This window comes from Arthrobacter cavernae (assembly GCF_017368795.1).
In the GTDB taxonomy this organism is placed as follows: Bacteria; Actinomycetota; Actinomycetes; order Actinomycetales; family Micrococcaceae; genus Arthrobacter; species Arthrobacter cavernae.
Map to the genome: position 1 here is coordinate 1 of NZ_JAFNLL010000006.1, position 23,985 is coordinate 23,985.

The 23,985-nt window shown below is 67.5% G+C and carries 21 protein-coding genes; 15 read left to right on the forward strand and 6 right to left on the reverse strand.

All coding sequences use genetic code 11. The features are described from left to right. Positions 1–173: 173 nt before the first annotated feature. Positions 174–1,376: an ROK family protein gene (locus J1902_RS03815; RefSeq protein WP_207614940.1), complete on the reverse strand. Its 1,203-nt coding sequence runs from the start codon at positions 1,374–1,376 to the stop codon at positions 174–176. A 166-nt stretch (positions 1,377–1,542) separates the two neighbouring features. On the opposite strand from J1902_RS03815, the gene J1902_RS03820 reads away from it, so the two are divergent. The 5 genes from J1902_RS03820 to J1902_RS03840 all read left to right on the forward strand — a co-directional run bounded on the left by J1902_RS03820 (position 1,543) and on the right by J1902_RS03840 (position 7,688). Further along, a complete protein-coding gene (locus J1902_RS03820) occupies positions 1,543–2,868 on the forward strand; it encodes an ABC transporter substrate-binding protein (RefSeq protein ID WP_307794360.1) in 1,326 nt (441 codons plus the stop codon). Between the two features lie 26 nt (positions 2,869–2,894). Beyond that, positions 2,895–3,842, forward strand: a complete 948-nt coding sequence (locus J1902_RS03825; protein WP_207614941.1) for a carbohydrate ABC transporter permease — start codon at positions 2,895–2,897, stop codon at positions 3,840–3,842. Beyond that, on the forward strand, positions 3,842–4,804 hold the full coding sequence (locus tag J1902_RS03830) for a carbohydrate ABC transporter permease (RefSeq protein WP_207614942.1): 963 nt from the start codon (positions 3,842–3,844) through the stop codon (positions 4,802–4,804). The genes J1902_RS03825 and J1902_RS03830 overlap by 1 nt, the downstream gene beginning before the upstream one ends. A 50-nt stretch (positions 4,805–4,854) precedes the next feature. Then, positions 4,855–6,612, forward strand: coding sequence for a glycoside hydrolase family 13 protein (locus J1902_RS03835; RefSeq protein ID WP_207614943.1), 1,758 nt, complete (start codon positions 4,855–4,857; stop codon positions 6,610–6,612). A 110-nt stretch (positions 6,613–6,722) separates the two neighbouring features. Then, positions 6,723–7,688 (forward strand): aldo/keto reductase, encoded by a 966-nt coding sequence (locus J1902_RS03840; RefSeq protein WP_242701575.1) that lies wholly within the window; start codon positions 6,723–6,725, stop codon positions 7,686–7,688. A 98-nt stretch (positions 7,689–7,786) separates the two neighbouring features. Here the strand turns inward: J1902_RS03840 and J1902_RS03845 are convergent, their stop codons facing one another. From J1902_RS03845 to J1902_RS03860, 4 genes are read right to left on the reverse strand one after another with little or no spacing between them, the layout of a single operon-like run. Then, positions 7,787–8,743 carry a TauD/TfdA dioxygenase family protein gene (locus J1902_RS03845; RefSeq protein ID WP_207614944.1) on the reverse strand — a complete coding sequence of 319 codons (957 nt, stop codon included), beginning with the start codon at positions 8,741–8,743 and terminating at the stop codon, positions 7,787–7,789. A gap of 55 nt (positions 8,744–8,798) precedes the next feature. Beyond that, complete coding sequence (locus tag J1902_RS03850; RefSeq protein ID WP_207614945.1) at positions 8,799–9,713, reverse strand: ABC transporter permease; 915 nt, start codon at positions 9,711–9,713, stop codon at positions 8,799–8,801. Further along, the gene (locus J1902_RS03855) at positions 9,713–10,648 is read right to left on the reverse strand and encodes an ABC transporter ATP-binding protein (RefSeq protein WP_207614946.1); all 936 of its coding nucleotides are present in this window, start codon (positions 10,646–10,648) and stop codon (positions 9,713–9,715) included. Before J1902_RS03855 ends, J1902_RS03850 begins: the two co-directional genes overlap by 1 nt. A gap of 2 nt (positions 10,649–10,650) precedes the next feature. Further along, positions 10,651–11,685 carry an ABC transporter substrate-binding protein gene (locus tag J1902_RS03860; RefSeq protein ID WP_207614947.1) on the reverse strand — a complete coding sequence of 345 codons (1,035 nt, stop codon included), beginning with the start codon at positions 11,683–11,685 and terminating at the stop codon, positions 10,651–10,653. A 379-nt stretch (positions 11,686–12,064) separates the two neighbouring features. On the opposite strand from J1902_RS03860, the gene guaD reads away from it, so the two are divergent. The 8 genes from guaD to J1902_RS03900 all read left to right on the forward strand — a co-directional run bounded on the left by guaD (position 12,065) and on the right by J1902_RS03900 (position 21,212). Then, positions 12,065–13,483: a guanine deaminase gene (guaD, locus tag J1902_RS03865; protein WP_207614948.1), complete on the forward strand. Its 1,419-nt coding sequence runs from the start codon at positions 12,065–12,067 to the stop codon at positions 13,481–13,483. Further along, on the forward strand, positions 13,480–16,530 hold the full coding sequence (locus tag J1902_RS03870; RefSeq protein ID WP_207614949.1) for a hypothetical protein: 3,051 nt from the start codon (positions 13,480–13,482) through the stop codon (positions 16,528–16,530). Before guaD ends, J1902_RS03870 begins: the two co-directional genes overlap by 4 nt. Before the next feature lie 135 nt (positions 16,531–16,665). Next, positions 16,666–17,529 (forward strand): HpcH/HpaI aldolase/citrate lyase family protein, encoded by an 864-nt coding sequence (locus J1902_RS03875; protein WP_207614950.1) that lies wholly within the window; start codon positions 16,666–16,668, stop codon positions 17,527–17,529. A 98-nt stretch (positions 17,530–17,627) separates the two neighbouring features. After that, the gene (locus J1902_RS03880) at positions 17,628–17,852 is read left to right on the forward strand and encodes a DUF3188 domain-containing protein (protein ID WP_207614951.1); all 225 of its coding nucleotides are present in this window, start codon (positions 17,628–17,630) and stop codon (positions 17,850–17,852) included. 40 nt (positions 17,853–17,892) lie between these two features. Continuing rightward, positions 17,893–18,342: a MaoC family dehydratase N-terminal domain-containing protein gene (locus J1902_RS03885; RefSeq protein ID WP_207614952.1), complete on the forward strand. Its 450-nt coding sequence runs from the start codon at positions 17,893–17,895 to the stop codon at positions 18,340–18,342. Between the two features lie 2 nt (positions 18,343–18,344). Continuing rightward, entirely contained in the window at positions 18,345–18,782 is a 438-nt protein-coding gene (locus J1902_RS03890) for a MaoC family dehydratase (RefSeq protein ID WP_207614953.1), read from the forward strand. 41 nt (positions 18,783–18,823) lie between these two features. After that, positions 18,824–20,095 carry an MFS transporter gene (locus tag J1902_RS03895; protein WP_207614954.1) on the forward strand — a complete coding sequence of 424 codons (1,272 nt, stop codon included), beginning with the start codon at positions 18,824–18,826 and terminating at the stop codon, positions 20,093–20,095. Positions 20,096–20,144: 49 nt separating this feature from the next. Then, positions 20,145–21,212 carry a UDP-N-acetylmuramate dehydrogenase gene (locus tag J1902_RS03900; protein WP_207614955.1) on the forward strand — a complete coding sequence of 356 codons (1,068 nt, stop codon included), beginning with the start codon at positions 20,145–20,147 and terminating at the stop codon, positions 21,210–21,212. A gap of 37 nt (positions 21,213–21,249) precedes the next feature. On the opposite strand, the gene J1902_RS03905 is transcribed toward J1902_RS03900, so the two are convergent. Further along, positions 21,250–21,744 (reverse strand): hypothetical protein, encoded by a 495-nt coding sequence (locus J1902_RS03905; protein ID WP_207614956.1) that lies wholly within the window; start codon positions 21,742–21,744, stop codon positions 21,250–21,252. Between the two features lie 80 nt (positions 21,745–21,824). Here J1902_RS03905 and J1902_RS03910 point away from each other — a divergent pair, with 80 nt between their 5' ends. Further along, on the forward strand, positions 21,825–22,691 hold the full coding sequence (locus tag J1902_RS03910; RefSeq protein WP_372434344.1) for a winged helix DNA-binding domain-containing protein: 867 nt from the start codon (positions 21,825–21,827) through the stop codon (positions 22,689–22,691). A 296-nt stretch (positions 22,692–22,987) separates the two neighbouring features. Continuing rightward, a complete protein-coding gene (locus J1902_RS03915; protein WP_207614957.1) occupies positions 22,988–23,956 on the forward strand; it encodes a type IV toxin-antitoxin system AbiEi family antitoxin domain-containing protein in 969 nt (322 codons plus the stop codon). Positions 23,957–23,985 lie beyond the last annotated feature (29 nt).

The window sequence follows — 23,985 nt, forward strand, 5'->3', positions numbered from 1 at the left end:
GCGTGCCACCGGCGATGTAGCGGACATCAGTTGGCTCCTTTTCCTTGGAACGGATGGTGCTTACCCTCGAAACCTAGGCTCTCAGCCAACCCCGGTTCTGTGAACCCGGACACACAACGCTGAATATCCCGGAATCCTCGGGAACCCCCATCGTGGCGGGCAGGACAGCGTCCCTATGCCTTCTCCAGCTCCAGGTCCAGGGAGTTCGCCTCCACGTAGTCCAGGGCGCAGCGGACCGCCCCGACGGTCACCACGGCATCGCCCAGCGGTGATGCCGCGATCCTTGGGGGAGTGGCCGTGTGGGCCGGGATCTTCTGCGCGATCGAGTCCAGCATGGCCGTCACGGAATGCGCGACGGCGCCGCCAATCACCACGAGCTCCGGGTTGTGGATGGTGGACAGCGTCGCCACGATGCGTGCCAGCCGCTCGGCCAGGCGTTCCAGCAGCCCGACGGCGACGGCGTCTCCCGCCGCCGCGGCCTCGAACACCTGCTCGGCGCTGACGGCTCCGTCCTTGGCCACCTTGCGCAGGGAGGTCTTCACGCCGAGCGCCAGCTGCTCCCCGGCCCAGGTCCTGGCGAGGCCGGCCACGCCCAGGGTGCTGCCCACCCCCTCCACGAGGTCCAGGTAGGCCATTTCGCCGGCGCCGCCGTGGCGGCCGTGCAGGAGACGGCCGTCCTCGATCAGGCCGGCACCCATCCGCTCGCCGGCCAGCAGGACCACCAGGTCGTCCACGCCGACGGCGGAGCCCCGCCACCGCTCGCCGAGCGCCGCCAGGTTGGCGTCGTTTTCCAGCAGCACCGCCCAGCCGTGCAGCTCGTGCAGCGCGGTGCGGAGCCCGACGTCGAACTGGCGCCAGAACGGCTGGCTCGCCAGGACGTTTCCACGGCGGTCCACCGGGGCCGCGATGCCGACCGACGCCGCCAATACCCGCGACGGCGACGCGCCCACTGAGTGCAGGGCAAGCAAGGCCGTGCGGTTGATGACGTCGATGCGTTCCGCCGCCGTGATGTCCTCGCCGGGGAAGGGCTGGCTGGCGCGGCTGACGGTGTTGCCCCGGAGATCGGCCACCACCACGGTGGCCTTGACCGCGCCGATGTCCACGCCCAGGACAAAGCCCGCCGCTTCGTCGAGCGCGAACCGCCGGGCCGGCCGGCCCTTCTGGTAGCCGCCGGAATCGCGCTGGTTTTCGAGTTCCCGGATCCAGCCGCGGTTCATGAGGTCTTCGCAGACCGCCAGGGCCGTGGCCCGGGTCAGCCCCGTGGACTCCATCAGCTCGGTGACGGTGACGACGTCGGAGGTGCGCATGACGTCCAGGACGGCGGCCGCGTTGACGCGCCGGAGCAATTGCGGGGTGGCCGCCGTAACTTCTGACATCGACTCTTGACCTCTCTGTGCTGTTCACCACATAATACTTGAGGATCTAAATTTAGATACTAAATTAATTCGTCGAGGACCATCGAGTTTCACACCGCCGCGCAAAAGCGCGCCGGACTCTTGCAAAGGAGCAACTCTTGATCTCCACACCGATCAATGTCAGGGAGTGCCACAACTCCCGCCCGGCCCGGGCAGCCACCCTGTGAACGCACTGCTGAGCAGGCGGTCCCTGTTCAAGGTTGCCGGCGTGGCCGGTGCAGCAGCCGTCCTGCCCCTCACCGGCTGCGGTTCCCGGGCAGGCGTCGGCACCGACGGCGTCACCACGCTGCGCTTCATGCAGAACAAGCCCGAGGTAGTGGCCTACTTCAACCAGGTCATCAAGGACTTCGAGGCCCGGAACCCGGACGTTCGGGTGGTGCAGGACTACAACGAGGGGAACTTCGTGCCGTCCCTGGTCCGCAACGACCCGCCCGACGTCATGACCCGCGGCTTCGCCAAGGAAACCGCGGACTTTGTGCACAAGGGCATCTTCGCCGACCTCACCGGCCTCCCGGCAGCCTCGGCCATAGATCCGAAGGCCCAAGAACTCGTCAACTCCTGGGGTCGCTACGGCCAGGACGAAACCAGTGCGGTGCCCTTCTCCTTGGCCGCCGCCGGCGTCATCTACAACCGTGACATCTTCGCCGCGCACAACGTTGCCGTGCCCGAAACCTGGGACGAGTTCGTCGCGGCCTGCGGGACGTTCAAGGCCGCGGGAATCGCACCCATCTACGGAACGCACAAGGACAGCTGGACCCTGCGCCAGGGAGCCTTCGACTACGTCACGGGCGGCACGCTGGACGTGGCCGGCTTCTTCAGCCGGATCTACGCCAAGGGCGCAAAGATCAGCCAGGACGCCCCCGAGTCCTTCACCAACAACTTCGGCCCGGCCCTGCCCCAGATCCTGCAGCTGGCAGCGTTTGCCCAGCCCGGGGCGGAAACCAAGAACTACGCCGACGGCAACGCGGCCTTCGCCAAGGGCCAGGCAGCCATGTACCTGCAGGGGCCGTGGGCGCTGTCGCCCATCATCCAGGCAAACAAGGACATCAAGCTCGGCACCTTCCCCCTCCCGGCCACCAACAATCCGGCGGACACCAAGGTGCGCGTCAACGTGGACATGGTCCTGTCCATCGCCCGCCACACGCCCCGCCGGGAAGCCGCCGAGCGCTTCCTCAGCTACCTGCTGACGCCGGAGGTCGTGAACAGCTACAACCAGAAGCACGCCGCGTTCTCGCCCCTCAAAGCAGCCCCCGCCGTCGTGGACCCGCAGATCAGCGGCGTGGCGGCACACATGGCCGAGGGCCGCTACTACCAGGGCGCCGGAACCTACTTCCCGCCGTCGGTCCCCATGAACAACTACATCCAGTCGCTGGTCTACAGCAAGGACAGCGGCAGGTTCCTGGCCGACGTCGACGCCGAATGGCGCCGCGTAGCCGAACGCACCGCGATCTGACCGTCCCCGAGACTTTGGAGCCAAACATGAGCACAACATTGCCTGTGGCGCAGCGGGACGCGGCCACCACCTCCCCGGAACCAGGGAAGACCAGCAAAGCCACGCGCAAGGGCGCCGGGCGGATCGATCCTACGTACTACTGGATGATCGTCCCGGTCCTGGCCCTGTTCGCCTTCTTCATCACCCTGCCCGCACTGGTGGGCGTCTTCTTCAGCCTGACCAACTACGCCGGCTACGGCGACTGGAAGTTCGTCGGCCTCAGCAACTACGTCAACATCTTCAAGGACCCCGCGGTCCTGCAGTCCTACGTCTTCACCTTCGGCTTTGCCGTGGCCGCCACCGTGGCCGTCAACGTGGTGGCCCTGTCCATCGCCCTGGGCCTGAACGCCAGGATCAAGTGGCGCACGGGCATCCGGACGGTGTTCTTCATCCCCATGGTGCTGTCGGGGCTGATCGTGTCCTTCGTCTTCAGCTACCTGTTCTCGAACACCCTGCCCGCCCTCGCGGAACGCTTCGGCGTTACGCCGCTGGCCTCCAGCATGCTGGCCGACGAAAAATGGGCCTGGCTCGCGATCGTGGTGGTCACGGTCTGGCAGGCGGCACCCGGCGCCACCATCATCTACCTCGCCGGCCTGCAGAGCGTCCCCTCCGAGGTCTACGAAGCCGCCGGGATGGACGGCGCCGGAACCTGGCGCCAGTTCCGCAGCCTCACCCTGCCGCTCATCATGGGCTACCTGGTCATCAACATCATCCTGGGCTTCAAGGGCTTCCTGGGCACCTACGAGATCATCGTCGGCCTCACCGGCGGCGGCCCGGGCATGGCAACGCAGTCCGTGGCCATGAAGATCTTCTCCGGCTTCACCGGCGGCGACTACGCCTACCAGATGGCCAACGCCGTCATCTACTTCGTGATCACCCTGGTGATCTCCGTCATCCAGCTGCGCCTCATCCAGCGCCGGGGGGTTTCACTCTAATGACTGCCACCATTTCCACCGGTTCCCCCCGGGGTTCAGGCCCGTCCGCCAGTACCCGCCCGTCCGCCGGCTCGTCCCGCGGCTCCCGCCCGTCCGCCGGTTCCGCCGGCTCGCCCGGCAAGATCCGCCGTTCGTCCCGGGAAGGCTACAAGGTCAACTGGGGACTCACCGTCCTCATGCTGCTGGCCTCGCTCACCATCATCGTCCCGCTGTACTTCACAGTGGCCATGGCCCTGAAATCCGCCGATCAGATCGGCACCGGAACGGGCCTGGGCTGGCCCAACCCCATGCACTGGGAAAACCTTGCCGAGGCCTTCGTCGCCACCAACTTCCCCGCGCACTTCCTCTCCACCGCGTTGGTCACCGTGTTCAGTGTCCTGGGCTCGCTCGCCACGAGTTCGCTGGCGGCCTACGCGATTGCCCGCAACTGGAACCGGAAGTTCTTCCGCGGCTCCTTCGTGTACCTTTTGTCCGCGATGTTCATCCCGTTCCCGGTGATCATCCTGCCGCTCATCAAGCAGACGGCACTGTTGGGGCTCGACAATCCTGCCGGCGTCGTGTTCCTGCACGTGCTGGGCGGCATCTCCTTCAACACCCTGCTCTACATCGCCTTTGTCCGGGCGATCCCGGCCGAACTCGAGGAATCGGCGCGCATGGACGGCGCCACCACGTGGCAGGTGTTCCGCAAGATCATCCTGCCGCTCCTGGCTCCGATGAACGCCACCGTGGGCATCTTCGCGTTCCTGGGTTCGTGGAACGACTTCCTGCTGCCGCAAATGATGATCGCCGATCCGGCGCTGCAGACCCTGCCCGTGGTCCAGATGCTGTTCCAGGGCGAGTTCAACACCGACTACAGCCTGGCCTTCGCCTCCTACCTCATGGCCATGGCCCCCACCCTGGTGGTCTACATCCTCTCGCAGCGCTGGGTCCTCTCCGGCGTCATGCGCGGCGCGGTCAAATAACCGTGCACCACAGCTCCGGCAACACCAAACAACCACGAAAAGGAAGCACCTTGTCCACCACCGCCACCCTGGCAACTCTCTCCGACTCAAAGCGCTCCGAGCGCATGGCCGATCCCAACTGGTGGCGCCAGGCCGCTGTGTACCAGATCTACCCGCGCAGCTTCTCCGACGCCAACGGCGACGGCCTCGGCGACATCAAGGGCATCACCGCCAAGGTCCCGTACCTGAAGGCGCTGGGGATCGACGCCGTCTGGCTCAGCCCCTTCTACCCCTCCGCCCTCGCGGACGGCGGCTACGACGTCGATGACTACCGCAACGTGGACCCGAAGCTGGGCACCCTCGAGGACTTCGACGAGATGGTGGCGGCACTGCACGCCGCAGGCATCAAGCTGGTAGCCGACATCGTCCCCAACCACTCCTCGGACCGGCACGAGTGGTTCAAGGAAGCCCTCGCCTCGCCGAAGGGCTCGGCCGCCCGTGAACGCTACATCTTCCGTGACGGCCTGGGCGAGAACGGCGAACTGCCGCCGGCCGACTGGGAATCGGTGTTCGGCGGCCCGGCCTGGGAGCGCATCACCGAACCGGACGGCACTCCCGGCCAGTGGTACATGCACATCTTCGCCAAGGAGCAGCCGGACTTCAACTGGGACAACCCGGAGGTCCGCGAGGACTTCCTGAAGACCCTGCGCTTCTGGTCCGACCGCGGCGTGGACGGCTTCCGCATCGACGTCGCCCACGCCCTGGTCAAGGACCTGTCCGAGCCGCTGCCGAGCACGGCCGAACTCGCCAAGAAGAACACCGGCGGCGACGGGTTCGTGGACGGCTCCCACCCGTTCTGGGACCGTGACGAGGTCCACGAGGTCTACGCCGAGTGGCGCAAGCTCTTCAACGAGTACAACCCGCCGCGCACCGCGGTGGCCGAGGCGTGGGTCCACGAGACCCGCCGCGCCCGCTACGCGAGCCCCGAAGGGCTCGGCCAGGCGTTCAACTTCGACCTCCTGCAGGCCGATTTCGAGGCGCCGAAGTTCAAGAAGATCATCACGGACAACCTCGTTGCCGCAAAGGAAACGGGGGCATCCTCCACCTGGGTGTTCTCCAACCACGATGTGGTCCGCCACGCCACCCGCTACGGACTGCCCAAGGGCGGTGCCACGGCGGCCCAGGGGACCAACGCCGCCCAGGATGTCACCGCGAAGGAACCCAAGGGCCAGGACGGCAAGGCGTGGCTGCTGGCCGGCGCACCGGCCGAGGAGCTCGACGCCGAGCTCGGCCTGCGCCGCGCCCGCGCCGCATCGCTGCTGATGTTCGCCCTGCCCGGTTCCGGCTACCTGTACCAGGGCGAGGAACTGGGACTGCAGGAGGTTGCCGGGATTCCGGATTCCGAACGCCAGGACCCGTCCTTCTTCCGCAACAAGGGCGTGGAGATCGGCCGTGACGGCTGCCGCGTGCCGCTGCCCTGGACTACGGAAGGCTCCTCCTTCGGCTTCGGCGACGGCGGCGCGCACCTGCCGCAGCCGGAATGGTTTGCCGGCTACTCGGTTGAAGCCCAGGACGGCGTGGAGGGCTCCACCCTGGAGCTCTACCGCAAGGCCCTGGAACTCCGCACGGAACTGCAGGCCGCCGAGGACCTGGAATGGATCCCCGCCGCCAACGGGGACGTGCTGCACTTCGCCCGCCCCAACGGCTGGCAGTCGGTAACCAACTTCGGCACCAAGCCCGTGGCACTGCCCCAAGGCACCGTCGTCGTGAGCAGCGCGCCTCTTGAGGCCGGCAAGCTCCCGGCCAACACCACCGCCTGGCTGGTCTGACCTTCGGCCCGGGTTAAAGTTCACGGTGGCGGCGCCCTTGTGGGGCGCCGCCACCGGCGTGTCCGGCGTCATGCCGTGACGCGGACGGCATCAAGTGAAAGAGTTCAACAATGACTGCACACAGCGAAACCGCGTCCGGCCGCCTCATCTACGGCTGCATGGGCCTCGGCGGCCCCTGGGGAACCGACGGCTACGGTGCGGCCGAGGTCGATGAGGCCGCGGCCGCCATCGACGCCGCCCGGGCCATCGGCATCACCTTGTTCGACCACGCCGACATCTACCGCGGCGGCAAGGCCGAGTCCGTCTTCGGCGAGGTCCTGGCCAGTACGCCCGGTCTCCGGGACGCCATCCAGCTGCAGACCAAGTGCGGGATCCGCCTCAACGAGCAGGGCCTGGCCACGCACTACGACCTCAGCCGGCACGGCATCCTGGAACGGGTGAACGGCAGCCTGCATAGGCTCCGGACGGACTACGTGGACATCCTGATGCTGCACCGCCCGGATCCGCTCATGGACGTGCGCGAGGTGGCGGCCGCCGTCGGACAGCTGATCGCCGAAGGCAAGGTGCGGCAGCTGGGCGTGTCCAACATGTCCGGCGCCCAGATCGGCTACCTGCAGGACCGCCTTGGCGTGCCGCTGGTGGCCAACCAGCTGGAGATGAGCCTGTTCCGCCGTGCCTGGCTGGAAAGCACCGTGCTGGTCAACCACGACGACGGCCTGGGGCACAGCTTCCCGCACGGGACGCTGGAGCACTGCCTGCGGGACGGGATCGAGCTGCAGGCCTACGGGTCGCTGGCCCAGGGCCGGTACTCCGGCTCGCCGTCGGACACCCCGACGGCGGCCGACTCCGCCACCGCTGCCATGCTCGCCGCACTGGCGGCGGAGAAGGGCACCACGGCTGAGGCGGTGCTGCTGGGCTGGCTCATGAAGCACACCGCCCGCATTTCCCCGGTGATCGGCACGTCCAATCCGGGCAGGATCGCGGCGTGCGGGGACGCCGCTGCCGTGGCCGCGGCCATGACCCGGGCCGAGTGGTACGGCCTGTGGGTTGCGGCGCGCGGTGGTGACCTTCCGTAACGAACGCAAAGAGCAGCGGACCCGGGATCGCCTCCCTGGTCCGCTGCTCTTTCTTGCGCGGAGCTGCTACAACAACACATGTGTGCTAAATCCGCCCACTACGCCACGGCCGCTGCCGGTGCGGCTGCCGGTGCCGGTGCGGGGACCGTTGGGGAGTACGTGGTCGAGTCGCCCTTGATCGCCTGGCTCTGCTGGCCGTCCACGCCCACGGGGATGTCGCCGGCGATGGTCACGCGGTTGAGCTTGCGCGGCTGGCCGTCGTAGTTGTCCGGGGCGTAGTGCTGGGTGATGCGGTTGTCGAAGAGCACCAGCTGGTTCGGCTCCCAGTTCACGCGCACCACGTTCTCGGGGCGGGTCACGTAGGCCTGCAGCAGCCGGATGATGTCCTTCGACTCCGTGTTGGACAGGCCCACGATCCGCAGCCGCTGCGCGAAGCCCCCAATGAACAATCCGCGCTCGCCGGTCAGGGGGTGGACGCGCACCACGGGGTGGGCGGTCTCGAACGTCAGCCGGGTGAATTCCTGCCGGCGCTCCTCGGCGTTCTTGTGCTCCAGGTTCTTGGGCACGGAGTAGTCGTAGCCGTTGGTGTGGATGGCCCACAGCGTGTCAGCGAAGTTCCGCAGCTCCTCCGGAAGATCCGCGTAGGCGCCGGCCGAGGACGCGATCAGGGTTTCGCCGCCGTAGGCGGGAAGGTCGATGCTGCGCAGCGTGGAGGCCTGCGGCGGGTTGACCACGAACGTGACGTCAGTGTGCCAGTTGTTGGCCGAACCGTTCTCGCTGTCCACGGGCAGGACGTTCTCCTCGCCTTCCACGGAGGCCACGGTGGGGTGGGCCTTGGTGAGCGGGCCGAAGTGGCTGGCGAACGTCACCTGGGCTTCGTCGGAGTCGATGTTGGCTTCGCGGAACACGAGCGCCTTGTGCTCGTTCAGCGCCGCGCGGATCTGCGCCACGGTGTCCTCGCTGAGCTCCCCGCTGAGGTCGAAGCCGCGGATTTCGGCGCCGATGCGTGAGCCGAGCTTGGCAAATTCGAGTTTGGTTTCGGTAATGGCGGACATGGTTTGTTCCTTACTGTTGTGGTGTTGTGTTTCGGATGGGTTGGTCAAAAAGACTTCATGCAGCGTCGGCCCCGACGGCGGTCCGCCAGCGGGAGAAATGCCGTTCCAGGGCGACCAGGAGGAAGTTCACGGCCAGGCCAAGCAGCGAGACAGTGAGTATGCCGGCGTACATGTCCGGGATGAGGAAGCTGCTCTGCGCGTTGACGATCAGGTAGCCGAGCCCGGCCTTCGCCCCCACCATTTCCGCGGCGATGAGCACCAGGATGGACGCTGTTCCGGCCATCCGGATGCCCGTAAAAATGGTGGGCACGGCCGAGGGCAGGATGACCTTCTGGAAGAGCCGGAAGCTGTTCAGGCCCAGGGAGCGGGCAGCCCGGATCAGCAGCGGGTCCACGGTCTTCACGTCGGCGATCGTGTTGAGCAGCACCGGGAAGAACGCCGCATAGGCCACGATGCTGATCTTGGATTCCTCCCCGATGCCCAGCAGCAGCGTGAACACGGGAAGCAGTGCCAGCGCCGCGGTGTTGCGGAACAGCTCCAGCAGCGGGTTGAGCACGGCATTCAGCCGCCCGTACCAGGCAATGAGCAGGCCCAGGGAGACGCCGGCCGCCAGCGCCGTGCCGAAGCCGGCCACGGAGCGCGTGAGGCTCGCCGCGATGTGTCCCTGGATGGACCCGGTCTCGAAGAGCCTGCCCCACGCCGCGAGCACCTCATGCAGCGGCGGAAGGAAGACCCGCGTGGACGGGCTCGCCAGGTACGTCGGCCCCAGTTCCCACAGTGCCAGGAAAGCCAGGATGGCCGCGGACTTCCACACGAGGGAACCCGCGCGGGCGGCGGCGGTCCCCGCGGCGGCGAGCACCGCCGTCGTGCGCTGCTGTGCGGTCCAGCCGGCCAGAGCGGAGGGCCCGACGGCGGCCGCCGCCTGGGGTGCGGCCGGTGCCTTCGGCTCGCGGATCAGGGTTGTGCTCATCAGGCGGCGCTCCTTTCGGGGAGGGTTTCGTGCGTGGCGGAGGACGGTTCGTCCGGGGCGGTGCCGTCCGGCAGGATCTTGCGGTGCCCGGCGTCATGGGCCAGGCGGACCTCGTCGTGCAGGAGCGTCCACACCTTGTGGCGCTGCTCCACGAAGGCCGGGTGCGAGCGGATGTCGTCCGCGCCGTCCCGGTCCGGGATGTCCACCTCCACGATTTCCTTGAGCCGGCCGGGACGGGCACTGAGCACCGCCACCCGCTGGCCCAGGTACACGGCCTCGTCGATGCCGTGGGTGATGAACACGATGGTCTTGCCCGTGGCCTTCCAGATCCGCAGCAGCTCGTCCTGCAGCTGTTCGCGGGTCTGGGCGTCGAGGGCCGCGAACGGCTCATCCATCAGGAGGACATCCGGCTCATAGGCGAGGCTCCGTGCAATGGCCACGCGCTGCTTCATACCGCCGGACAACTCATGCGGGTAGCGGTCCTCGAAGCCCGCCAGGCCCACCAGCTCCAGGTACTCCCGGGCCTTCGCCGCGCGCTCGCGGCGGTTCGGCTTCCTGCCGTCCGCGCCCTTGCCCTCCAGCCCGATCGACACATTGGCCGAGGCCGTGCGCCAGGGGAAGAGCGCGTACTGCTGGAACACCACGGCCCGGTCCTTGCCCGGCCCGGTGACGGGCTTGCCGTCCACCAGGACCTCGCCCGACGTCGGGCTGGAGAGCCCCGCGAGCAGGTCCAGCAGGGTGGTCTTGCCGGAGCCGCTGGGCCCCACCAGGGTGAGGAATTCGCCGTCGCGCACGTCCAGGCTGAGCGAATCAATGGCGGTGAGCGTGCTGGCGTTTGCCTGCCCGGGGCGGGCCTTGGGGCGGGCCCCGGAACCCTTGCCAGGCCGGACGGTGAACTGTTTGGTGACGCCGCGGAGGCTGATCTTGGCGGTCATGGCTATCCCTTCTTCGCGTTTTCCGGCGCGAGATTGTTGAACTGGTTTGTGTAGTACTTGGCGGTGGTGAGTTCGTCCTTGACGATCCCGCTGGTCGTGAGCCAGGCGGCCCAGCGGGTGAAGTCCTGGTCCTTGACCACGCCGTTGTCCGGCACGCCCGGGCTCTTCCAGTACTGCAGGTTGGCGGTGCTTTCATTGCGGCCGCGGGCGTCGATGATCTTCTTGAAGCGGGCGATCACTTCCTCCCGAGGCGTCTCGGTCTCCCACTTGATGGCCTTGGCAATTGCTGTGGCGAACGTCCGCGCCGTGCTGGGGTTCTTCTCCAGGAAGTCGTTGCGAAGGACGATCTGGCCGCCGGCGAACGATCCAAAGAGCTCGACGTCGCTGAACAAGGAGCGCAGCCCGCCTGCCTCGACGGCCCGGTCCTGCAGCACGCCGCCCAAGGTGCCCGCGTCCACCTGGCCGCGCCGGATGGCTTCCTCGGTGTCGTTGGGTGCCAGTGGCACCAGTTGGACCTGCTTGATCTCGTCCTGGCTGAGGCCGTTCTTGCTCAGGTACGTGTTGATGACGGCCTCGTGGTGCGCGCCCAGGGTGTTGACGGCGATCTTCTTGCCGATCAGGTCACGGGGCGCCTTGATGGGGCTGTCGGCCTTGACGTAGTAGCCGCTGAACGTCTTGTCGTCCGAGCCGTAGTAGTTCACCACAGCCGTGACCGGGGCGCCCGCCTCGATGAGCTTCACCACGGCCCCGGCGAACGCCCCGCCGATGTCGGTCTGGCTGGTGGCCGCCGACTGGATGTCCTGCGGGCCGCTGGTGGTGTTGCCCACCCACTTGAGGCTGACATCGCCCAGGTACCCGAGGTCCTGTGCCAGTTCGGGGAGCGTGACGTTGTTGGCCGAGCCTTGGTAGCGGAGTTCCTTGACCTCGGTGCCGGCCTGCGCGGCGCTGCCCGCCTCGGCAGCTCCGCCGCAGCCGGACACCGTCAGCGCAAGTACGACGGCGGCCGCGACGCTCAGCAGGGGCAGGTGCAGTTTCATGGGAGCTACTTTCCGGGGAGGGGATGTGGTTGGTCCGGTGCGGATGTGCTTGCCGGTGGGAACGATGTAAGCGCATCCCGGGGGCGGCTGGGAAGCCCGCAGGTAACCCTCGGAAACCGCGGGAAATCCCGGGAAACGGCAGGAAACCGGGCGCCATCCGGGGCAATCTGATGACACAAGTCGCGGTGCGGCGCCGTGTGTCGGCCGGCCTTCATGGGAGGTCACCGAACGTCAGGAAGGCGTCCCTCCGGGTCTTCCCGGGGAGGGGCGGCTGTGCCACGATGGGCACCAAGCCGCCGGGCCGCGGCACGAGGATCTTGGACGCGGGCCGAGGGCTGCTTTGCTGCTCGATGTCCCTTCGAGAGTCAGGAACAGTGCCATGTCCCGGAAAGCGATCCGCGGAACCTTCGTCGACTTCATTGACGATCCCTGGACGCACGTGGGGCATGAGCAGGACGCGGCCCGTTTCTTCGCGGACGGACTCCTGGTCATCGAGGACGGGATCATCACCGCCTTCGGCGCGTATGCCGAACTCTCCGGGACGTACCGAGACGTGGAGACCATCGAGATCCGTGACCGCCTGATCCTGCCCGGGTTCATCGACGGCCACATCCACGTGCCGCAGACCCGCATCCTGGGTGCCTACGGGGAACAGCTGCTGCCGTGGCTGAAGAAATGGGTCTTCCCCGAGGAACGCAAGTACCGTGACCGCGGCTACGCGAAGGAGGGCGTTTCGCACTTCTTCGACAACCTGCTGGCCTCCGGCACCACCACGTGCCAGGCCTTCACCACCAGCACCGCCGTCTGCGCCGAAGAAGTCTTCGAGGAAGCCGCTCGCCGGAACATGAGGGTCATCACGGGCATCACCGGCATCGACCGGAATGCCCCCGAGTGGTTCACCATTTCACCCGGGGACTTCTATACGGAAAGCACGGAGCTCATCAGGAAGTACCACGGGGTGGGGCGGAACCTCTATGCGATCACACCCCGCTTTGCCTTCGGCGCCTCGGAGGAACTGCTGGACGCCTGCCGCAGGCTCAAGACGGAGCATCCCGATCTCTGGGTACACACGCACATCTCGGAGAACCCGGCCGAGATCCGCGGCGTGGCGGCGATGTTCGGGGACTGCCCCGATTATCTGGCGGTGTACGAGAAATTCGGGCTGGTGGGGCCCAAGTTCACCGGCGGGCATGGCGTCTGGCTCACGGACGACGAATTCCGGCGGCTCTCCGCCGCCGGCGCCGCAGTGACGTTCTGCGCTGGCTCGAATCTCTACCTGGGCAGCGGCCTGTTCCGCCTCGGCCGCGCCACGGACCCCCAGCACCGGGTGCTGATGACCATGGGAACCGACGTCGGCGGCGGGAACCGCTTCAGCCTCCTGAACACCCTGGAAGAGGCCTACAAGGTGGGCATGCTGAACAGCACCGTCCTGGACGGCAGCATCGATCCACGGCAGCAGGACCTGGCCGAGTCGGAGCGCAACAAGCTCTCGCCGTACCGGGCCTTCTATTCGATCACCAAGGGCGGCGCCGAGGCCCTGTACCTTGACCAGTTGGTGGGCAGCTTCGACGCCGGCAAGGAGGCCGACTTCGTGGTGCTGGACTGGAACGGCGGCCCCCCGGCCACCGCCTGGCACATGAGCCTCCTCGTGGAGGACGGCGGGCCGCAGGACATCGCGACGGCGGCTGAGCTTCTGTTCGGCATCATGATGGTGGGCGACGACCGCGCCGTCGACGAGACCTGGGTGATGGGCGAGCGGGCCTACAAGAAGGCCTCGTCCGAGAAAGCTTCGTCATGACGGCGGCGGCAGCCGAAGCGCTGGAGGGAGCAGCCCATGGCCGCGTACTCCGCTGGAAAACCGCCACCTGGATTGTTGTTGCACTGGCATTGTGGCTGGCCATGGCGGAACTGGACCGGCTCATTGCCGGGCTGATTGTGTCCGGCGAGAGCAGGCGCATCGCGGACGTCGTCGGAGTGGCCGCTTTTGAAAGCCGGGACAGCTGGGAGCTCTGGAGCCGCCTGGATCCGCAGGACGGGCCGCGGCTGTCGGTCCTGATCCGCATCCACGCAGGCCTGGACCTCCTCTTCGCTGCCAGCTATGTCTGGCTTCTGTGGCGCCTGGTCAGGCCACGCTGGCAACTGGGAATCGTCGCCGGAGTCATTGCGCTCGCCGAGCTGGCAGAAGCTGCTTTCCTGATGATTGGTGCCGCCGCTGTGCAGAATCACGAAACGGCATGGGTCGGAAGTGCTCTCGCCGGGGCCTCCCTCATCAAGTGGCTCACTTTGCTCTTCTTCCTCCTCTGCTGCCTGGCGGTTCCGGGCGTGCGGACGCGGGTCCTGGGCGGGATCCGGAGGATCGCACTGGCGCTGCATTTCCAGCGACTGTCGGCCGCCGTCGTGGCAGTGATTGCAGTACTGGCACTCCTGCCCATCCCCGGTGTCAACGACCAGATGCCCGATTCCCAGCGGCTCTGGGCCGTCGAAGGGCTGCTCAGTCCCAGCTGGTTGAGCACTGCCGTCCTTGTGGCAGCCGTGACCATCGGATTGTTTGTCCTGGGCCGGCGGCGATCCGATCTGGCCTGGAAGCTGTGGGAGCAGGGCGAGGTTCCTGACGGCGATCCCGGCCGCCTGTGGTGGATGATCGGTCCGCTGGCCGTCCTGGCGGGGATCATCTGGGCTGCGGTTGGCAACGGGCAACTCGCCTGGTTCCAGATCCTGCTGTTCGTGCTTCCTCCGCTGGCCCTGCTCGCCGTTTCCGTGTGGCTTCCCTCTCCGGCGCTTGCTCCTGTCACCCGGGACCAGGAACGTGCCTTGGATGCCTGGTGCGGCGGCGACAACCTCGCCGTCGCGCTGCTGGCAGTCTCGGGACTTGCCGGCGTCAGATCGTTCACCGGCCCGGTGGCCAAGGAGCTGATTCAGCCAGGGAAGACCGGCATCGGCTGGGCCGTGTTCTTTCTGGCCGTCGGAGCTCTGCTGGCTGTGGCGGCGTACCCTTTCAAGGCGTTTGTCGTCCGGCGGATCATGAAGCGGGCACCATCCGGTGCGGGCTTGGGCGCCTTGTCCGGGTGGCTGAATCCAAGCGGAGGATCGCCGGAGGCCTTCAAGAAGTGGCTGCTGGCGCTTTTCGTTCTCGCCGTGCTTTTCCTGACGGCCTTGGCCGTCTGGCCCGGTCCCGTGACGAAAGTCACAGGCGTTTCCGCCACCGCAGTGGGAGGCATCGGTTCGTGGGCGCTCGTCATCGGCTTCCTCATTGTCCTGGTCCAGGACCAAAAGCCGCTGGAGATCTTCCAGCGCATGAAACTCACCGCCAATCCCGTCCTGACCCTCCTCGCCGTGGTCCTGGCCATCGGCCAGATCAACGGGGGAAGCGCGCAGGTCCATGCCCTGAGGCAATCAGGGGAAACGGCGGGAGCCACGCGACTGGACATCCAGGGCCGGTTCGCCGAATGGCTGGGAACAAGCAAGCCATGCGAGCAGGATGCCGGCGGGGGAAAGAGTGTCAGGCCCATGCTTCTGCTCGCGTCCGAGGGCGGCGGCATCCGGGCGGCCAGCTGGACGGCACGGGTCCTTGCCGAACTCGCAGACGCTGACGCGCAGTGTGGCCCCGTGGCGACGCTGGCTTCGAGCGGGGTCAGTGGCGGCTCCCTGGGCCTGGCCCTGGTCAACCTCTATGGTTCGGGCCCCGCCATGGTCGGGGCGGTGGACGCCGTCTCGGCACCCGATGCCCTGGCCGCAGGCGTGGCGGGGGCCATCGTCGGGGACCTGGTGGCCGGAGGCGCCGGCGTAATGTTGCCCACGGACCAGGGTGCCGGCTGGCAGTGGCACGACCGCGCAGGGCTGATGGAAACCTTCTGGGAGTCGCAGGCAGACAAGCTGGGCGAACCTTTCAGTGTTTCCACAAGAGGGCCGGCAGGGGCCCTGCTCCTCAATTCCACGGCGAGCGGCTCTGGATGCCGGCTGCTTGTCAGCCAGTTGGACCTCGCCACGGCAACGCCGGATCCGCGGAAGCCCGGGTGCACCGCAACGGAAGGCCAAGCGGTCACCCTTGATCTCCTGGAAGCCGGGCAGTTCTGCAACACGCAGCTCAACTGGTCCACGGCGGTGGGCCTATCGGCCAGATTCCCGATCATTTCCCCGGCTGGCCGGGTCTTCTACCCCGGAAACGGCCCGGCAGGCTCGGAGCCGTCATGCCCGGATGACCCGGGCAAGGCGTCGTCGCTGCAGGCCATCGACGGCGGCTATGCGGAAGGATCCGGCCTGGGCACCATTGCGGACCTGTGGTGGGAGCTCAGCGCCGTCGTGGCGCAACACAATCGGGATGTGGAACTTTCAAAGCCATTGGCGGAGCGGCTGACCCCGGTGGGGGAGGCTCAGAACTCCTTCGTCCTGCCGGTGTTCGTCTACATCCGCAACTCCCCGGGCTCCGACGTCGCACGGGCCATCCCGAAGCCCGTTTCCGAACTCGCCGTCCCCGTGGCAGGGATCAAGGCCAAGGATGCGCAGTCCGACGCCGCTGCCTGGAAACAGCGGCTCCAGGACGGTGCCGGTGTTTGTGAACTGCCCGTGCCGGCCACAGCACCCGTGCCGGCCACAGGAAACGACAAGCAGGCAGGCCCGGATTGCCTGGAGGCCACGTCTGCACTGGCCAGTCCGCTTGGCACCAACAGGGTGGTCGAAGTCGCCCCGAACAGCGAACCGGCCATCGACCCGCCACTGGGCTGGACCCTCTCGGCGTTTTCCATCGAGCGACTGGAAACGGCGATGGCCACCGAAAAGCACCCCTGCGGGCCGGACGGGGCAGGCTGCAGCGATTTCAGGAAACTGCTGGACATCCTCTCCCGTTGAAGCACACCTGACACCCACCTGACGCCCCCGATAAAGCCCCCCGCACCCTGGTCACATGGCCTTTAGTTCGTATTGCTACTCACACGCGGAGCGATTTCTTCGCCGCGGCGGCGGCTGGCCGGATACGGTAGATACATGACGTCTAGCACCGCCGCCGCCTCCGTACGGCCTACCCGCAACATTCCCGCCGAGATCGCCCGCTCCTGGCTCCTCGTGAACGCCATGAAGACGGAACTCTTCGACGAATCGGCCAGCTCCCGCGCGGACGCCATCATCCTTGACATCGAAGACGCCGTGGACCCCTCGCAGAAGGACGCCGCGCGCGAAAACGTCGTGAACTGGCTGGCCGCCGGCGGCCAGGCCTGGGTCCGCATCAACGACGCCACCAGCCCGTTCTGGGCCGACGACCTCGCCGGACTCCGCGGCACGCCCGGCCTGCTGGGCGTCATGCTCGCGAAGACCGAATCCGCGGACCAGGTCACCGAATCCTTCCACCGCATGGACGGCAAGACCCCAGTGGTTGCCCTGGTCGAGTCCGCCCTCGGCATCGAGGAAGCCAACCACATCGCGCGCGCCCAGGGTGCCTTCCGCCTGGCCTTCGGTTCCGGCGACTTCCGCCGCGACACCGGCATGGCGGCCACCCCGGAGGCCATGGCCTACCCGCGCGCCAAGCTGGTCGTCGCCAGCCGCGTCGGCAACTTGCCGGGCCCCATCGACGGCCCCACGGTCGGCACTAACCACCCCATCCTGCGCGAGCAGACCGGCATCACGGTCGCCATGGGCATGACCGGCAAGCTGTGCCTGGCCATCGACCAGACCAAGATCATCAATGAGGTCATCAGCCCCACGCCGTCCGACGTCGCCTGGGCCACCGACTTCATGAACGACTTCGAGGCCAACGGCCGCGTGATCCGCGACGGTTCGGACCTCCCGCGCCTGGGCCGCGCCGAGAAGATCATGAAGCTTGCCGTGGCCTTCGGGGTCCAGCCCTCCCTGTAAGACCGTTGCGAGGCCCGCTCTACGTCCCTTCACAGCAGTTTGGCACGTAGAGCGGGCCCGCAACGCACCAGTAGACACCGCACCAGTAGACTTGGACGGTGCTGAACGAATTCTGGGCCACCGCGTCCACCGCCTACAAAGCGCTGGTTTTCAGCGCCATGGGGCTCATCGCCGTCGGGATCATCCTCAACATCGTGGCCAACACCTCCCAGAACCAGGGCCTGGCCATGGCCTCGCTGGCCGTGATCGGGGCGGGCCTGGTACTGCACGTCGTGGGCCTCATCTACCGCGGGCAGCAGATCCGCAAGGGCTACAAGAAGTAACCGCACGCCACCCCGGCCCGCGGGCCGATAGGGTTGGACCATGAGTATCAATCCGGACCTGCAGGGCCGCAGCTACCCTGCCGCAGAGGTTTACGACGTCGGCCGTGAAAAGATCCGCGAGTTCGCCCGGGCCGTGAAGGCCAGCCACCCGGCGCACTTCGATGTGGAGGCCGCCAAGGCCCTCGGCCACAAGGACCTCGTGGCCCCGCCCACCTTCGCCATCATCGTCGCCCAGCGCGCCGACGCCCTGCTCGTGGAAGACCCCGAGTCCGGCATCGACTTCTCGCGCGTGGTCCACGCCGACCAGCGCTTCACGCACCACCGCGCCATCGTCGCCGGCGACCAGCTGGTGGCCGAACTGCACGTGGACGGCGTCCGCGCCATGGGCGGCGGAGCCATGATCACCACCCGCTCCGAGATTTCCACGGTGGCAGGCGAGAAGGTCGCCACCACCACCTCGTCCATCCTGGTCCGCGGAGAGGGACAGTAACCATGAGCCCCAAAATTGCAGAACTGGCAGTCGGCCAGGAAATCGGCACCCGCAGCATTGACGTGACCCGCCAGGACCTCGTGAAGTACGCGGGCGCCTCCGGCGACTTCAACCCGATCCACTGGAACGAAGCCTTCGCCACCGGCGTCGAACTGCCCGGCGTCATCGCCCACGGCATGTTCACCATGGGCTCCGCAGTGCAGCTGGTCAGCGACTGGGCCGGCGATCCCGCCGCCGTGGTCGACTACCAGACCCGCTTCACCAAGCCCGTGCTGGTCGCCGACACCACGGCCACCGGCGGTGCCGGCGCCGTCATCGAGGTCACCGGAGTGGTGGGAGCGCTCGACGCCGACGCCGGCACCGCGCGCATCGACCTCACCGTCGTCTCGGCCGGCCTGAAGGTACTCATGAAGTCCCAAGCCGTCGTCAAGCTTTCTTGAGCCGAAACACAACATCCACGCGGGGCGCCACTGTGGCAGGAATGCCACAGTGGCGCCTCGCCGTGCTCACGTCCTACGCCGCCAGCGGCATCGCCTTCGCCACCTGGGTCTCCCGGCTGCCGGCTATCCGGGACGGCCTTGACCTGACCCCCGGAACCGTGGGCCTGCTGCTGCTGTGCATGACGGTTGCGTCCTTCATCTCCATCTCGGCCTCCGGGATCATCGTCCTGCGGCTCGGTTCCCGGATGACCACGCGGATCGGCAGCACCATGGTGGGCCTGGGGCTGGCCGGAGTGGGCTTCGGGACCGTGGTCTCCAGCCCCGTGGCCGTGGCCCTGGGGCTCGGCGTGGTGGGCCTGGGCACGGCCAGCTGGAACACCGCCTCCAATGTGGAGGGCGCCGCCCTCGAGCGGGCGATGGGCCGGCACATCATGCCGCACCTGCACGGTGCCTTCAGCCTGGGAACCGTGGCCGCCGCAGGTTTCGGGGCCTGGGCAGCTGCCGTGCACATGCCCGTTGTGTGGCATTTCTCGCTGGTAGGCCTGGTGGTGGCCGGATCCGTGGTCACGGCCGGGTTCTGGTTCCGCGCCGACGCCGTTGCGCCCGCTGCGCGGAAATTCAGCCCAGACCGCACGGACACCTTTGAGGACCCGTCCACGGGGCCGCTACCCATCATCGGTGCGGAAACCGCCGTCGGGGATTCCAAGGATCTTGCCGCGCCCGCTCCGCTGGACGGCAAGCGCATGGTGGCCCAGGCCTGGCGGGAACGGCGCACCCTGCTGATCGGCGTCCTCGTCCTGGGCCTCGCCCTGGCAGAAGGCGCGGCGGGCGACTGGGTGGCCCTGGCATTGTCCGACAGCTACGGGCAATCCGATGCAGCGGGCGCCCTGGGCTACGGCATCTTCGTCTCGTTCATGACCATCGGCCGCTTCGGCGGCACCGTGGTGCTGGACCGCTTCGGGCGCGTGGCGGTGATGCGCTGGTGCTCTGCCACCGCGGTGGCCGGCCTCGCCCTGTTCGTGTTCTCACCGGTGCCGTGGCTGGCTTTCGTGGCGCTGGCCGTTTGGGGCCTGGGCTCCTCGCTCGGGTTCCCGGTCGGCATGTCCGCCGCCGCGGACGACCCCGCCCATGCGGCGGCCCGGGTGTCCGTGGTCTCCACCATCGGCTACGGTGCCTTCCTCTGCGGTCCGCCGCTCCTGGGCTTGCTGGCCGAGCACTTCGGCATCCTGCATTCCCTGCTGGCGCCCCTGGTCCTCCTGGTGCTCAGCTTCTTCCTCGCGCCGCTCTCCCGAAAGCGGCCCCTTCCCGGCTGAGCGCCCGCTTCCGGCTGAGCACCCGGGCAATCCCGGCTAGGCTGGTTCGGTGACCCAGATGATGCTTTCCGAACTGACCACTGCCGCCGTGGGCGGCCCCGCGGGCAACTACGTGGTGGCCGGAACCGAGGCCGAAATCATTGAGGCCGTCCGTTCCGCCGACGCCGCGGGGGAGAAGCTGCTTATCATCGGCGGCGGTTCCAATCTGCTAGTGTCCGACGACGGCTACCCCGGCACCGTCCTGAAGATCGCCTCCGAGGGCCTCAAGGTCACGGCCGAGGACAGCTGCGGGGGAGTCTCCGTGGTGGTCCAAGCCGGGCACAACTGGGACGCCCTGGTGGAACACTCGGTCCTGCACGCGTGGTCGGGACTTGAGGCGCTTTCCGGCATTCCCGGGGCCACGGGCGCCACGCCGGTGCAGAACGTGGGCGCCTACGGGGCCGACGTCTCGCAGACCATCACGGCCGTGCGGACCTGGGACCGCGAACGGAATGCCGTCCAGACCTTCACCAGTTCCGAGCTGAAGTTCGGGTACCGGGACTCCATCCTCAAGCAGACCACCGTGGAAGGTTCGCCGCGCTACGTGGTGCTCACGGTCGAATTCCAGCTCCCGCTGGGCCGCATGAGCGCCCCCATCCGCTATGCCGAACTGGCCCGCGTCCTCGGCGTCGAAGCCGGCAAGCGTGCCTATGCCAACGATGTCCGCCGCGAGGTCCTGCGCCTGCGCGCCTCCAAGGGCATGGTCCTGGACCCCGCGGACCGGGACACCTATTCCACGGGATCCTTCTTCACCAACCCCATCGTTCCGGCCGCCGTCGCGGATGGCCTGCCGGAGAATGCGCCGCGGTACCCGGCCGGGGCCGACGGCCTGGTGAAGCTTTCCGCGGCCTGGCTGATCGACCACGCGGGTTTCGGCAAGGGCTTCGGGATCGAACCCGGCAGCGTGTCCGGCGGCCGGGCCTCGCTCTCCACCAAGCACACGCTGGCCATCACCAACCGCGGCTCGGCCAGCGCCGCGGACATGGTGGCGGTCGCACGCGCGGTGCGCGCCGGCGTCGTCGAGCGTTTTGGCATTGAACTGCACCCCGAACCGCTGCTGATCGGCGTCGCACTCTAACGCTGACGGAGCCGCTGCTGCTGGCCCGGCCGCACAGTCAGGGAAGCGGCGCCTCACGGTCCGCCTGGGGCAGGACCTTGTTCAGGAGCACGAAGGTCAGGCCGCAGCTCACGGAACCCTGCAGGAAGATCTGCGTGAACGCCAGGCTCTGCGGGGACGGCCCGCTGGGCAGGAACAGGCCCGCTGTGGCAAAGCCGAGCAGTCCGAGCAGCAGCACGATGGCTCCCAGCAGGAAACTGCGGACCTGCGACGCTGCGGCAGGGTAGGCCCATGGCTCCGGTGCATCCGCGGCGGCTTCCTCGGCGCCTGCGGTGGGCTGGCATACCGCTCCGAGTCCGATGAGCAGCGCCGAAGCCGCAGTGGCCACGATCCCTGCGGCCTGGACCAGCTGCATCCCCGGAGGCAGGCTGACCCCGGTTCCCAATGCCACCGCCAGGCCGGCCGCCAATCCCGCAGCCGTGAAGCACCAGCCAGCGGTGGCCAGCCGCCGGCTCAGGGGCCGCAGGAGCGGGGCCAGGTCACCGAAGAGCATGCCACCACTGTAGTGGCGGCTGCTGCGAGGTGGCTGGGAACTGCGTGTGCGTAGCCGGGGATGGCCCCTAGGATGGGGCCATGGCAGCTTCCGCGAAGATCCGTGTCACGCCCCAGGTCATCGGCCGCCTGCGGCTCGCCAGCCAGGGCTTGCTGGATGGCTTCGGCAGTGTGGCTGAGTGTGTGTCCAGGATGGGCGCGATGCAGGCACAGGACCTGCCATCGGCATTGTGGGCGGTGGGCCAGCGCGTGCCCGGTTCGGGATTGTCGGACGTCAGGGCCGCCATCGACGCCGGAACCGTCGTGAGGTCCTGGCCCCTGCGGGGCACGCTCCACCTCCTCGCTCCCGAGGACCTGCGCTGGATTCTGGCGATCACCTCCCCTCGGATGCTGAAGATGGTGGCTCCCCGCCACCGTGAACTGGGGATCACGACGGAGGACACCGCGGACTGCCGGAGGATCGCCTCGAAGCTCACATCCGGGGGCCAGGGTGCCACCCGTGAAGAGCTCTTCGCAGCATTCGAGGACGGCGGGCAGATCACCAAGGCACAGCGCGGAGTGCACCTGATCTGGAGCCTGTGCCAGCATGCGTGGTTTGTCCAGGGCCCCATGGCAGGTACGGGCGGCAAGCCTGCCGGCCAGCAGCTGTTTATGCCCTTTGAGGAATGGATTACCCGGTCCCGTGACCTGGGCCGCGAGGAGGGGATCGCCGAGCTGTTCCTGCGGTACTGCCGCAGCCACGGTCCCGCCACCGAACGCGATTTTTCCTGGTGGAGCCAGATACCCCTTGCGGATGTGAGGAAAGCGGTGGCCGCCGTCCGCGGGCAGCTCGTTGAGCTCGTCTTCCGGGACACCAGCTATTGGCTGTCCCCGGAGACTGCGGCAATGCTCGACGATGGGCACCTGGTCGCGGGAAGGAACGGGCAAGGGCGCCGCCGTCGTGCCTGAACCGTTCGACGGTAGCCTGGGTCCGGCTGCGCAGCGCTCCTTCGAACTCCAGGCCGCCGAGTACCTGAAGTTCATGGCCGCCTGATTGGGCGCTGGCTGTTTCGTCGTTGCCCCGCTGATTCGTCGCCGGGCAACCACGGATTAGCGGTGCGGAGACGGTCCAAGGCCATCATCGGCGCAGACGGCGTTGTCCACATTCCCGGGCTGACGCGGTGTTGTCCACATAGCCGCGTGCGGGCCTCGCGCCAACGGGCTGCCGTGGCCAATGCTGGCACAATGAAGGCACAGGCTCGTTGATGAAGGTGCAGGCATTGAAAGCGGAACTGGCCAGGCGGTGGCCTCCTGAACGCGTGGCCGGCACCTCGATGCTTGCCGCCCACGGCATCGGTGACAGGCTCCTGACGGCAGGCGTCGCTGCCGGGGTGCTGGTGCGTGTGCGGCGGGGAGCCTATGTGCCGGCGGAGCTCTGGCATGGCGCCAAACCATGGGAAAGGAACATGATCGCCATCCAGGCGCATCACCTTTCCACGGGCGGCAGCAGCATCTACAGCCATGTCAGCGCCGCGCGCATTCACAAGTGCTGGGTGTGGGACTGCAGCCCCCTGGTCCACGTCACTACGCCTTTCAACCCGGCACGCGGCAGTTCGGGGCCTGATGTGCGCGCCTACCGGTCGCCGCTGGAGCCTGCCGAGCTGGTGGAAATACCGGCAACGTCCGGCCGTCCCGTTCTGGCAACGAGCCTGGAGAGGACCGTCCTTGACTGCGCGCGGACGCTCGAGTTTGAACGTGCTGTCATTATCGGCGATCACGCCCTTCGCATGGGGGCCGACCCTGTCCACATGTTGGAGGCAGTGACTTCCGGACGCATCCAGCGAGGTGCCCATAGGGTTCGGAACGTACTGGAGGCCCTGGACGGCGCGTCCGAATCACCAGGCGAGTCCCGGACCAGGATCCTCATGGTGCGCGCCGGGATTCCTGCCCCAACACCCCAAGTCGAGATTCCTACCGCCGCAGGCCTGTTCCGGGCAGACTTTGCGTGGAAACGGGAGAAACTGATCCTCGAATTCGACGGCAAGGACAAGTACTTCGATTACCGGCCCACGGAGCTCGTGCTTTTCGAGGAACGCCAGCGCGAAACGGCGCTCCGCGAGCTCGGCTGGGAGTTTGTCCGCGTGCGGTGGCCCCAGTTGCTGCAACCGTACGAAGTGGAACGCCGCATCAACCTCGCCCTCGAGCGGTGCCGGCAGCGGAGTGTCTGCGCATGAACGTCTTCGGCCCGCTGTTTCGTCGCGGG

Bases quoted from the DNA above. Each gene is read 5' to 3' on its own strand.
- J1902_RS03905 (WP_207614956.1), bottom strand. From the start codon at position 21,744: ATGCTCTTCGGTGACCTGGCCCCGCTCCTGCGGCCCCTGAGCCGGCGG.
- J1902_RS03910 (WP_372434344.1), top strand. From the start codon at position 21,825: ATGGCAGCTTCCGCGAAGATCCGTGTCACGCCCCAGGTCATCGGCCGC.
- J1902_RS03875 (WP_207614950.1), top strand. From the start codon at position 16,666: ATGACGTCTAGCACCGCCGCCGCCTCCGTACGGCCTACCCGCAACATT.
- J1902_RS03845 (WP_207614944.1), bottom strand. From the start codon at position 8,743: ATGTCCGCCATTACCGAAACCAAACTCGAATTTGCCAAGCTCGGCTCA.
- J1902_RS03830 (WP_207614942.1), top strand. From the start codon at position 3,842: ATGACTGCCACCATTTCCACCGGTTCCCCCCGGGGTTCAGGCCCGTCC.
- J1902_RS03855 (WP_207614946.1), bottom strand. From the start codon at position 10,648: ATGACCGCCAAGATCAGCCTCCGCGGCGTCACCAAACAGTTCACCGTC.
- J1902_RS03895 (WP_207614954.1), top strand. From the start codon at position 18,824: ATGCCACAGTGGCGCCTCGCCGTGCTCACGTCCTACGCCGCCAGCGGC.
- J1902_RS03915 (WP_207614957.1), top strand. From the start codon at position 22,988: ATGAAGGTGCAGGCATTGAAAGCGGAACTGGCCAGGCGGTGGCCTCCT.
- J1902_RS03885 (WP_207614952.1), top strand. From the start codon at position 17,893: ATGAGTATCAATCCGGACCTGCAGGGCCGCAGCTACCCTGCCGCAGAG.
- J1902_RS03815 (WP_207614940.1), bottom strand. From the start codon at position 1,376: ATGTCAGAAGTTACGGCGGCCACCCCGCAATTGCTCCGGCGCGTCAAC.
- J1902_RS03840 (WP_242701575.1), top strand. From the start codon at position 6,723: ATGACTGCACACAGCGAAACCGCGTCCGGCCGCCTCATCTACGGCTGC.
- J1902_RS03850 (WP_207614945.1), bottom strand. From the start codon at position 9,713: ATGAGCACAACCCTGATCCGCGAGCCGAAGGCACCGGCCGCACCCCAG.
- J1902_RS03825 (WP_207614941.1), top strand. From the start codon at position 2,895: ATGAGCACAACATTGCCTGTGGCGCAGCGGGACGCGGCCACCACCTCC.
- J1902_RS03860 (WP_207614947.1), bottom strand. From the start codon at position 11,685: ATGAAACTGCACCTGCCCCTGCTGAGCGTCGCGGCCGCCGTCGTACTT.
- J1902_RS03890 (WP_207614953.1), top strand. From the start codon at position 18,345: ATGAGCCCCAAAATTGCAGAACTGGCAGTCGGCCAGGAAATCGGCACC.
- J1902_RS03870 (WP_207614949.1), top strand. From the start codon at position 13,480: ATGACGGCGGCGGCAGCCGAAGCGCTGGAGGGAGCAGCCCATGGCCGC.
- guaD (WP_207614948.1), top strand. From the start codon at position 12,065: ATGTCCCGGAAAGCGATCCGCGGAACCTTCGTCGACTTCATTGACGAT.